The sequence below is a fragment of the Vibrio nigripulchritudo ATCC 27043 genome, from assembly GCF_000222685.1.
Taxonomy (GTDB): domain Bacteria; phylum Pseudomonadota; class Gammaproteobacteria; order Enterobacterales; family Vibrionaceae; genus Vibrio; species Vibrio nigripulchritudo.
The window spans coordinates 1-10,538 of sequence record NZ_AFWJ01000065.1 but is presented as its reverse complement, the minus strand read 5'-3'; the positions used below and the strand labels follow the sequence as shown (position 1 = coordinate 10,538).

At 44.6% G+C, this 10,538-nt stretch carries 13 protein-coding genes; 6 read left to right on the top strand and 7 right to left on the bottom strand.

Annotated elements, in window-relative coordinates:
* The 5 genes from RH89_RS07440 to RH89_RS07420 form a co-directional block, all read right to left on the bottom strand.
* Nucleotides 1-765, bottom strand: a 765-nt coding sequence (locus RH89_RS07440; protein ID WP_004400715.1) for an SIS domain-containing protein, incomplete at its 3' end; no start/stop codon positions are given.
* Entirely contained in the window at nucleotides 765-2,072 is a 1,308-nt protein-coding gene (locus tag RH89_RS07435; protein WP_004400712.1) for a D-tagatose-bisphosphate aldolase, class II, non-catalytic subunit, read from the bottom strand. The genes RH89_RS07440 and RH89_RS07435, both read right to left, overlap by 1 nt.
* An 8-nt stretch (nucleotides 2,073-2,080) precedes the next feature.
* A complete protein-coding gene (agaR, locus tag RH89_RS07430; RefSeq protein ID WP_038145249.1) occupies nucleotides 2,081-2,857 on the bottom strand; it encodes a transcriptional repressor AgaR in 777 nt (258 codons plus the stop codon).
* Between the two features lie 358 nt (nucleotides 2,858-3,215).
* On the bottom strand, nucleotides 3,216-3,995 hold the full coding sequence (gene agaR / locus RH89_RS07425; protein WP_004400707.1) for a transcriptional repressor AgaR: 780 nt from the start codon (nucleotides 3,993-3,995) through the stop codon (nucleotides 3,216-3,218).
* A 169-nt stretch (nucleotides 3,996-4,164) separates the two neighbouring features.
* On the bottom strand, nucleotides 4,165-5,709 hold the full coding sequence (locus RH89_RS07420; RefSeq protein ID WP_004400706.1) for a purple acid phosphatase family protein: 1,545 nt from the start codon (nucleotides 5,707-5,709) through the stop codon (nucleotides 4,165-4,167).
* Nucleotides 5,710-6,523: 814 nt separating this feature from the next.
* Between RH89_RS07420 and RH89_RS07415 the strand changes: the two genes are divergently transcribed.
* Both RH89_RS07415 and RH89_RS30725 read left to right on the top strand, forming a co-directional pair.
* Nucleotides 6,524-7,186, top strand: coding sequence for a DNA alkylation repair protein (locus RH89_RS07415; protein WP_004400705.1), 663 nt, complete (start codon nucleotides 6,524-6,526; stop codon nucleotides 7,184-7,186).
* A gap of 106 nt (nucleotides 7,187-7,292) precedes the next feature.
* The gene (locus tag RH89_RS30725) at nucleotides 7,293-7,655 is read left to right on the top strand and encodes a GFA family protein (RefSeq protein WP_004400704.1); all 363 of its coding nucleotides are present in this window, start codon (nucleotides 7,293-7,295) and stop codon (nucleotides 7,653-7,655) included.
* A 155-nt stretch (nucleotides 7,656-7,810) separates the two neighbouring features.
* Here the strand turns inward: RH89_RS30725 and RH89_RS07410 are convergent, their stop codons facing one another.
* Complete coding sequence (locus tag RH89_RS07410; RefSeq protein ID WP_004400703.1) at nucleotides 7,811-8,011, bottom strand: hypothetical protein; 201 nt, start codon at nucleotides 8,009-8,011, stop codon at nucleotides 7,811-7,813.
* Nucleotides 8,012-8,319: 308 nt separating this feature from the next.
* Nucleotides 8,320-8,865: a TetR/AcrR family transcriptional regulator gene (locus RH89_RS07405; RefSeq protein WP_004400702.1), complete on the bottom strand. Its 546-nt coding sequence runs from the start codon at nucleotides 8,863-8,865 to the stop codon at nucleotides 8,320-8,322.
* A gap of 94 nt (nucleotides 8,866-8,959) precedes the next feature.
* Here RH89_RS07405 and RH89_RS07400 point away from each other — a divergent pair, with 94 nt between their 5' ends.
* From RH89_RS07400 to RH89_RS07385, 4 genes are all read left to right on the top strand, one after another.
* Nucleotides 8,960-9,418, top strand: a complete 459-nt coding sequence (locus RH89_RS07400; RefSeq protein ID WP_004400701.1) for an HPP family protein — start codon at nucleotides 8,960-8,962, stop codon at nucleotides 9,416-9,418.
* A 98-nt stretch (nucleotides 9,419-9,516) separates the two neighbouring features.
* Nucleotides 9,517-9,723, top strand: coding sequence for a 4-oxalocrotonate tautomerase DmpI (gene dmpI / locus RH89_RS07395; RefSeq protein ID WP_004400700.1), 207 nt, complete (start codon nucleotides 9,517-9,519; stop codon nucleotides 9,721-9,723).
* A gap of 127 nt (nucleotides 9,724-9,850) precedes the next feature.
* Nucleotides 9,851-10,174 (top strand): helix-turn-helix transcriptional regulator, encoded by a 324-nt coding sequence (locus tag RH89_RS07390; protein WP_004400699.1) that lies wholly within the window; start codon nucleotides 9,851-9,853, stop codon nucleotides 10,172-10,174.
* Nucleotides 10,175-10,340: 166 nt separating this feature from the next.
* The coding region (locus RH89_RS07385; RefSeq protein WP_004400698.1) for a nucleoside triphosphate pyrophosphohydrolase family protein at nucleotides 10,341-10,538 on the top strand (198 nt) is incomplete at its 3' end.

Genomic DNA, 10,538 nt, shown 5'->3' with positions numbered 1-10,538 from the left:
ACTGAGTTCTAAAGACTTCAGAGAAGCTTCGCGCGCTAACCCGCTGAAGCCGCCACTGCCAAGCACAATCAATCGCTCGTAGGGTAGGGCTGCCAGAGACTTAATTGCCTGTTGCCACTGCTTGATTTTTTGTTCGCACAAATCGGCAATGGCGCTGATTTTTTCTGAAGATTGGGTTGCGGCGTGACCGCCTAGCAAGGTCAGGGTCGACATCAACATGCAGGTGAAACTGGATGTCATAGCAAAGCTTTGGTCGTTTGAGCCTTCTGGCATAAGCAGGCAATGAGCATTGGAAACCGTGTCCGCGTATCGGGACAGCGCACCGCTTGCGTTGCAGGTTAAAAACAGATGAAAGCTTTCTGGAACGAGCTGATTGACCAGTTCCACAGCGGCCACACTTTCAGGGCTGTTTCCAGAACGGGCGTACGAGACCAGAAGCGTCGGGCAATTCGGATTAATGTATTGCTCCGGGTTAGAAACCAAATCGGTCGTCGGGATGGTTTCAACCTGAAAACCTAATCCTGCCTGAAGGAAAGGCACAGCTGCGTCGCCAACAAAGGCAGAGGTTCCTGCACCAGTCAAAATAATGCGAAGATCGGGTCTTGATAACAGAGGCGACAGAAAAGCACTGGTGGTTTCGGTTTGCGCTTCTATCTCGCTTGAAAGCATCCGCCAGAGTTGCGGTTGATGCTCAATTTCCCTAGCGGTATGAATACCATTTCGGCTCTCAAGCCAGTCGGTTTCGTAGCCTAAAAATGTGGTCATTAAATCGTCTCCTTGCACGCCGCCGAATTGGAATAACACGCACTGGAGTAGACTTGAGTCACTTCCATGATCTTGTGAATGACAATGTCAGCGGGCTGATTTTGAATTTGGTTTTGAAGGATGGCTTTCGCCTGATTGGGCAGATACTGGCTGAGTAATGTCAGAGGCAATGGGCTTGCCAGTAAGTTGCTAAATAAAACCTGTTGTGCGCTCTGAACTTCAGGGTGTGTCCAGTAATAACGAATGCGATCGCTCAGGCTGTAGCTGCAATCCAGAAACTGTTGATGACCTTTGCTGACATAGTGTGTGCGCCAGTAGTCCGGCTCTTCGCGCATTACCTGCTCTACCGTATCGCGAAGGTGAGAAGCTTGATGATTGCCAAGCCATTCTCGTTCGGCACGTTCCAGACCAAAGAAGGCTTCACGCAGAGCAAAGGTGAGGGCAGGACCGACTTTCAGAATGGCAAAGTGGTCGTGAACCAGCTCGTGATATGCCGTTGGGTTCTGGTAATCGGTCGAATGCGCTTCGAATACCAGATGGGGCTGCTCCTCTATCATCTTACTTAGCGACTGAGCAGCGTCGCTCTGGTAGTGATGAATTGAGTGATGGTCGAACTCCACGCCGGGTTGTACGACAAGTCCAATAATTCGCTGCCAGACGTGCTCTAAACCTACGTCAGTGAATGCCTGATAATGTGCTTCTAGCGTGGCGATGGCTTCTTCCGGCTTGGTGACTTTCAACCCTTCCTGTTCCAGAGATTCAAGAGCCCCGCCGGGAGTCGGAACTTCTGTCCCTATCACATACAAAGGCGCGTCTCCGCCAGTTTCCTTCCATGCATTTTCAGCCACCAGACAAAGCTGGGCTGCGCGTTCTGCCATAATGGTTTCACTCAGTGGCGTAACATCGTCGGCGCAGGACATAGAGCAGTCGAGATGAATTTTCTTGAATCCGGCACTCACGTAGTCGTGAATCATCTGCGCGGAATTTTCCATTGCCTGACGAGCACTAAGGTGCTGCCAGCAGTTCGGACCAAGGTGATCACCGCCCAGCACAATCTTTTTAGCTGGGAAGTTGTGTTGACCTGCAAGCTGATAAACGTGGCTGGCGAAGTCTTTGGGTGTCATTCCTGTATAGCCTCCAAACTGATTCACCTGATTGGAGGTGGCTTCGATCAGAACCAATTGATTGTCTCTGGCGGCTTGCCCGATAGCGGCTTCCAGAACCAGAGGGTGGGCAGAGCACACGGAATAGATCCCGGTGGAATGCCCTTGTTTATGTTGTTCAATCAATGACTGTAGCGTTTTCATATTGGTTCCTAGTTAACGGTTTGGTCCGCGAGAATGACGTTGACACCCATGTCGATTAATGCCTGATGAGTTGCAGCAGGGATGTTGCTGTCGGTGACCAGAATGTCGATCTGGCTTGCTGCCCGAATCATGCAAAAGCTTTTGCGCCCAAACTTGCTTGAGTCGGTCACCGCGATGATTTGGCGCGCGGCATCACACATGGTGCGGTTGATTTGTGCTTCCTGACTGTCTGGTGTGGTGATGCCAGCCGCGAGGTCAAAACCATCGACACCCAGAAACAGTTTGTCGAACAGGTAAGAGCGGATCTGCTGCTCGCCATGGTGCCCAGTCAGTGAACACGAAGCACGGCGCAGGCTTCCTCCAACCACGTGCAGGTCAATTTGCTCGTTGCTGCTCAGTTGGTAAGCCGTGTTCAGGGCGTTGGTTAAAACGATAAGGTGTTTCTTTTGAGTCAGGTGCTGTGGCATCAGCCCGATTGTGGAACCTGAATCCATAATGATGGCTTCGCCGTCCTGTATGAGCTGAGCCGCCGCAAAGGCGATTTGCTGTTTGGTACTGCGGTTAAGTTGGTCTTTTCGGTAAAGTGGCTGGTCGAATGCAAAATTGGGATTGAGGTTTGCACCACCGTAACAGCGGAACACACAACCTTCTTTTTCCAGCACATTGAGATCATGGCGAATGGTCACGGTCGAGACATCAAACTGACTGGCAAAAGTCTCCACTTTTCCCGAACCATAAGAACGAATTTGCTCCATGATTTTTTGCCGTCTTTCAGTACTGGTCATCGCATTGCCTTCTCAGTTATTCACCAGTTTCCAACTGGTGTTGCTGTTTTCTGTGGAGCATTACAGCAGGCAATTTGAATCAAAAATGAAAGGTCGATCACAGGAGGTCTTCTTTCGTTTTGGAAGCGAAAACCCTTTCGTTTCAAGGTAAGTGAAAGACTTGGCTTTCGTTTTTCTGGTGGAATTTTGTTTAATCGTTAGGATTTAGGGTTTCAAAACTGAAAGACGAATTGAAACCACGCTCAATCATTGAATTTCGAATTGGCTCATGCGTGAGATCACAATTTATGAAAATGAGGGCGATTTCTGATCGAGCTGAAAAGAAAAAATTGAGTGAAAGGGGGAATTGGTGAGTGGTTTATTCTTTCGGAATATCTACTATTCGTACGTCGACTCCTTTGGCTTTTAGGCTTTCAAGATAGTCTTGGGGTATTCCGCTGTCGGTAATCAGCATATCGATTTCTTCGGGGCGGGCGATGGAGCAAAAGCTCTGGCGATTGAACTTGGAAGAGTCGGTAATGGCTATCACGGTTTGCGCCGCTTCAAGCATTCTCCGGTTAATGGCGGCCTCCCCCTGATGCGGCGTGCTGATCCCTGCGTCTTTATCAAAACCATCGACACCGACAAACAGAATATTGAAGTGATAACCGCCCAACAGGTGTTCCCCTGCTGAACCGTGGAGAGAGTAGGAGTTCTTGCGCAACATTCCGCCTGTAACCATCACGTCTACCTCATTCTGATTGGCGAGGTGGTAAGCGATGTTGATGCCGTTGGTCATCACTGTAAGGTTGCGCTTTCCTTTTAAATGATGAGCAATCTGCTCAGTGGTGGAGCCAGAGTCCAGCAAAATGGTGTCTCCATCCTGAATCAGGTTAGCTGCATAAGCCCCCAATGCCGATTTGATACGGTTGTTGATTTGCTGTTTGTCGTTGAGAGGCTGATCGAAAGCAAACTGGCGATTTAACCTTGCTCCACCGTAGCAACGTGTAATGCAGCCTTGTTTTTCAAGGCAGTTCAGGTCGTGGCGAATGGTGACTTTAGAAACGTTGAACCGCGCTGCAAACTCATTCACATCACCCTGCTGGTGGGTCTGAATATGAGTCAGAATGGCTTCTCGGCGCTTTTCGGTTTCGGTCATTGCGATTTGAGTTGTTATTGTTACTAAGCTCAGTTTAGCTTACGAGATATCGGAGCCACAATGCGCTTATTCTCAAAATGCTCAATACGAATGAATGCCTTATAAAAGGGCATCTAATAAAAGAAAAGTGCCAATAAAGGTTGCTTGTCTTTATTGGCACAGGTGGGTTTTAGTTAGTTAAGGTGACTACGTCGTCGTAAACTCTTCGCTCCCAGCTTTGAATTTTCCCGGCATCATTCATGATCGGGAAGACATAGACTGGTGAGATTTCTGCCGACCATGTTCCTTTGGTGTCCTTGCTTACGTTAACTTCAAGGTGACCATAGTGCTTTCCGCCGCTGACCAGTTTTTTGCCTTTCCAGGTTTCAGGCGCGTCAAGGTGAGCCAGAAAGACTTGATGCGGGTTATCCAGAGGCACATCGTATTTCCCGTCTTTACCAAAGTAAGGACCACGAAGACCGTCACCACCAATACCAACATCGTAGAAATGAATACCTTCGACAACCGAGTGCTCGTACATTTCGTCATGCCCGGCAAATACTGCGTCTACCCCGTATTTCTTAAACAGCGGGGTCAGTATTCGAACAGGCACACCAGACTGATTGTCTTCGCCTTTTTCAAACCCCTGACTTCCTGTCGGGAACCCATGCGGACCTACTGAGTAAGGAACATGGTGGAATTGAACAAAGGTAAACTGGCTGGTTTTCTGGGCATCTGCCAGTTGTTTCTCTAACCATTGGTATTGCTCAGAACCCGGGTTGAAGTCGGGGGCATTTATCCCAGACAATCGCCAGTTGGTGTCTTGGCTGGACTTGTCTTTTTTTCCATCAGACGTGTCTATCGTGATGTAGGTTACAGGTCCGTAGTCGACACGGTAATATCGGTCTTTAAATACAGAACGCTTGCTGCCGTTGTCCGGTACATCAAAATAGGCTTGATAACGAGCGATGGCTTGTGCAGAAAACTCTTCAACGTATTCTTTCGCTCCTCCGTCTGGTCCCGGATAGTTTTCATGGTTACCAAGTGCGGGAAGAATCGGAACACGTGATGCGAGAGTACCTAACTCTCCAGAGTTATGTCGCCAGAACTCGTCCCAGTCTCGCTGCTCATTGCCTGATTCAACCAAATCTCCAGCAATAGCGACAAAGTCTGGTTTTCGTTCCGCTATGACATTGAGATTCTGTTGGTAGCCGACTGTCTGATCAACAATGTACTGCCTGTTAAAGTCACCAAAAGGTTCTGACCAGCGGCGGGTTTTTCCAGTAGATTCTGGCTCTGTTTCAGAATCTGAGTACACCATAAACCGAACACTGCCATCCTGATTTGGCGCTGTCGTAAGGGTCGCGTTATAGGTTTGACCATTTTGAGTCACGCTATAGTTGTATTCAGTGTCCGCATCCAACCCTGTTACTGTGATGCTATGGATATAAGGTGCTTTCTGGTTGGGCAAAGTGCTGCCAAATTTTTCGATTTCAGTTGGAAAGTACTCCAGTGCTTTCGCTAACTGAGGTGTCGATTCGAACGAGACAGGCTTATTTCCCTGCCACAATTTGACTTCTCCTGGTGCGTTTTCGTTCGATAGCCACATGATTGTCATCCCGCTATCTGTTGGGTTCTGCAAATACGGGTGGACACGAAATGCTGAGTTTGTATCCGCTAAAGTACCAATACTAAAACTACTAAGCAGACATACTGCAAACCATCTGTGTTTCATGTTTTCTCCTTGCTTAACATAGGAATTGAGGGCTTAAAGCAATATTTAAACAGTTAGAGATATAAATATTATTAAGGTGGATCACACTTAACGGACTTCTTTTAAAAATGAAATGAACTTTCAGTTTAACCAAATCGAAATATGAATTTTATGAAGTGAAAAAATAAGTTGTTGAGTAATATGGAAAGAAAAGTTCATTTGAGTTTAAAAACGAAATTTGTCTGTCATTAAAATATTATATTTATTTCTAATCGCATTAAGATGGATGTCACAATCTAGTGATTATGGTCTGTTTCTTACGCACTTTCATTGTTTTCTTTTTGTGTTAACTGATTGATATTTAGTGTTTAACTTTGGTTTTACAACTTAGGTACTTATGTAGATGCTTATGAAATAAATGAAAATTGTCATAGAAGTAAGACATTCGAATCTATTTAACGTGATTATTATTTCAAATAATTAATTTCTAAAAATAAACTTTTAACTTAATCACATTTTGTTTGTTTTTCGAATTTGGCTGATGGTGATAAATTGATTCCCAGACCAGTCTCTAAAGATTATTAAATATCCTTAAAGGTTAATCGTTAAAGCTGAATTAATGGAATAAAGATCACGATGAATTAAAGCTTAACTACGAGTTATATCTGGCTTCATTTTTCACGTGACAACTCGGGAAAAGGTGCCTGTAGCCATCGTATCGGTTAGATAGATGCAGAATGCGTGGCATAACGTTACTCTGAGTCGTCTTATGGGATAGTGTGGTAGCCTAAAGCGAAGTAATAGTTCGTATGTCGTTTTTTTAAAGGGAGTTTTCGTGAGCATATACCAATCTATTGAGGCGGAGCTGAGTGAGGTTGACTATCCAAACCAAAGGGTGCGCACAAGTCAGGTGCGTGGTATCTCGGCAAAGGTATACAAAACCCTCGAAAGCAAAGATATTCGCGATGTGCTTTCGGTTTGTGAAGAGTTACTCGAAAAGAGAGACTGGGCGTACGGTGTTATTGCTTACGATTGGGCATTTCGGGTAAAAAGCCAATACACGTTGGAAACATTCTCTACTTTTGAACGTTGGCTTTTCACGTTCATTACCGATTGGAACGATTGCGATGACTTTTGTATTCATGCCTTTGGAGAGTTGGTTAGGCAACACAATGAGTTGTTTGAAAAGATCCTAAGTTGGGTCGAGCACGATAATTTTGCCGTCAGAAGAGCGGCGGCTGTGGTACTCATCTACCCAATAAACAAAGGTTCGTATACGGGGTTGAATGCGTTCCAAATTAGCGATCTGCTACTCAAAGACGAACATTATCTGGTTCAGAAAGGTTATGGCTGGCTGCTGAAAGTACTTTCTAAAAAAGAGCCTCAATTAGTCAAAGACTATTTGAAATCCAATCACAATCAGCTGCCTCGAACAGCCTTTCGTTATGCATTAGAAAACTTTGACAAGCACACACGTCAGGAGTTTATGGCGCTCTGATCAAAATCATTTTCTGACTTGCTCTTTACTGTTTATATATACAGTGCTAGTGTTGTTTCTAGCATGCTTTTTAGGCGTGTTTATAGATGGACTAGGGAGAAGTTAGATGGTTAAAGGAAGTTGTCATTGTGGGAATGTTCAGTTGTCGGTTGAAAAGTTCAACCAGACAGCAGTGAGCTGTAATTGCTCAATTTGTTCAAGGTATGCGTCCATTTGGGGGTTTTATACTGAGGCAACGGTTGAAGTGTCAGTAGGGCATGATGGCATAGACAGCTATTGCCACGGTGATAAATACATCAACTTCAATAGATGCAGCAAGTGCGGGTGTGTCACACACTACACATCGACAACTCCAGGTCCTGATTCCAGGCTCGCTGTTAATTATCGAATGTTTCCAGATTTCTTTAAGTCAGAGGTTAAAGTCCGACCCTTTGACGGCGCTGATACCTGGCAATTTCTAGATGAATAATGCTAATTAAGGTCTCTTGCACTTTGAGTTGGCGTTATTGCTCTGAGCAATAAACGTCACAATCCAATTTCACGACGAGATTCTTTTGATACATATATAACTGGAAGGTTTTCAACCCCATCAAGGACGGGGTTGAATAGAAGATAGCGCTGATATTAAAGAGCGTATCTAGCCAGTTCGTGTGAGTAGATCTTCTGACCATTGAAGGTATTTTCGTAAACTGCGTCCTGCTCAATGTATGACCAAGCGTGAACGTTAGAACCGGTCTGAATCGCAAGGCGAGCGATTACAGTATTGATGTTGCGACCAGAGTGATCTTTGCGTGAAGCAAATAGTGCTTTTAAAGATGCTAGCATGAGTTTCTTCTGTTGTAACAAAGTGACTAAAATTCGAGCGCAAAGATACTCGCTGATCAAAACGTGATCAATGTCTAATTTGTGGTTTTACTCAGCTTTTACTTCTTAAAAACATAGTTGCCAATATTTGCCAGCAAGCGGTTAACAATTTGTCGATAATGAGCTCATGTTTTTTTGTATCCAATGCATGCATTGAATACAGTTGAGTTTGCTGTTGTTGCTTCTCAAAAAGGCTATCTTTGCTCTGGTCAAGAGCAATGAGAGGATGCTGGCTTTGTGAACATATGATAGCTACTTGCGCCTGATCGTTAAAACCGCCGCAAAATATTTAAGCTACTGGAGATGGCATGAGAGTAATTTCCGGTGACATAGGCTGTTGTAATTGCCCCTTCCTTAAGTAAGCAAATGGCATCCAAAAGTTCTTCGGAATCGCTTTTTAATTTACTCTTAATCAACTGCCGAACCTGCTCTTTGTGATGCTTGCAGTATTGCGAAATATCGCTGTTGGGATCGCTGAATTCCGCTGACGTGTTGATAAAGAAACAGCCTCTGAAATCGCCAAGTTGTCTTTCATTGTTGGTGAACCAACTGTTCAGTGAAGTAAATAACACGTCCACAAGCTCTCGGTCAGACTCTACTCCTTCAAGTTTTCCCTCCAACCAGTTTATGAAGGTTTGGTGCCTTCGATTCAACGCAGCAAGGACCAACTCATCTTTGCTATTGAAATGGCTGTATAACGTTCTTTTGGCTACCCCAGACTCCTTTAGTATTTCATTGATACCAATAGAGTTTATGCCTAACCGATAAAAAAGGTCTAAGGCGGTGTCCAGTAACTGCTCTTTCTTCTGACTCATTGAACCTCCGTCGTCTGAGAGTATCTTGACATTAGTATACCAGTCTGTCTACTATCGAAAGTAGACAACTTGTTCTACTTTTATTGAGGTATGTATGAATCATTATTCTCTATCTGTGATTGCTGGGCTTGGTGCGGCGTTAACCATTGGTCTGCTGTCCTTTTTTGATGCGAATATTCACGATGTGGCGATGGTTATGGCGCCATTTGGTGCAACGGCTGTTTTAGTGTTTGGGGTGCCAAATAGCCCACTGGCTCAACCAAAGAATGTGATTTTAGGGCATTTGATTACCGCTTTTATTGGAGTGGCGTTTTCTCAATATATGGATGTGACACCTATAACTCTGGGGATTGCTACTGGTTTAGGCGTTACCGCAATGTTGGTTACTAAAACGACTCATCCACCTGCTGGCGCGAACCCTATTCTCATTATGTTGTCTGGGCAAGGGTGGCTGTTCTTGTTAACTCCGGTATTGGTGGGTTCTGTTTTTATTGTGTTGATGGCAAAAGGTCTGGAATCTCTAAAAAGTTTTCAGTCAAAAGCGACACATTGACTGGACGTATCCACCAGATTCTCAGTTTTTCGAGAGTTAAATAGAATGGATGCTGATACGATGGTTCTGTGCAACCAATGAATTTAAAGGAGTAAATCATGCCCTTCATTGCTTTTGAATCCGGTCAACTTACCGACGAAGTAAAAGAACAGCTTATTGAAAAGCTGACCGAAGTTTCTGTAGAAATTACAGGCATACCCAAAGAGCTCTTTCTTATCTCCATACGTGAACAACCAGACAAAAACATTGCCGTTGGCGGAAAAAGTGTAGAAAAAATCAAAGAAGAGCTAGCCAATAAACCATAGAAAGCAGGGCATTAGGGCTGAGATATGGCGCTGTAATGACGTAGTGTTGTCACAATAGTGTCGTATCGGGGAAAGGATTTTCTAAGATAATGAACAAAGCTCTAATACGAAGGATATGGTGGCATAGATGAAAGTTGATAAAGAGACGCTAAAGCGACTGAGAAAATCAAATGCGTGGAGTCAGGCACACCTTGCTCAGGTAAGCGGAATCAGCTTGAGAACTATTCAACGCATCGAAAAATCGGGTATTGCTTCTCCTGAATCTGTTAAGTCTCTCTGTGCTACGTTTGGTGTCCGGGTAAATGATCTAAAAGTAGCGGAGTCGTTTCAGGAAGAAGCAGTTCCGACACTTTCTGGCTTACTGAAATGCCGCATCTCACATATGGATAGAGGTGTGACTGTCATTGCGTTTGGCATTGCGTTCACTATCGCTTTTATCCTTACTTTTTAAGAATCTTTGCTAGGTAAAAATTAAGACAGGTTAAATCCCCGCAACCAGTCTAACGGAATTTCGCCGAATAGCTTAAATATCTCAGTAGCTTGTGGCACTCTAATGGCGTATTACATCGCCATTTATATAAGCGTTACCAATTTGAAAAAATTACAACTAGAGCGTTATGAAATTATCTGAGTTACAAAAGCACATTAAAGAATTTGATCATGCACCTGATCAGCCAGAACATTATTTTCTTAAGTTGATTGAAGAAGTAGGAGAGCTCTCTGAGTCGATTCGTGGAGGAAGAACGGGTCAGCCGGAGTTAAGTCAGTTGAAAGGGTCTGTGGCTGAAGAGCTCTACGATGTTCTGTATTACGTA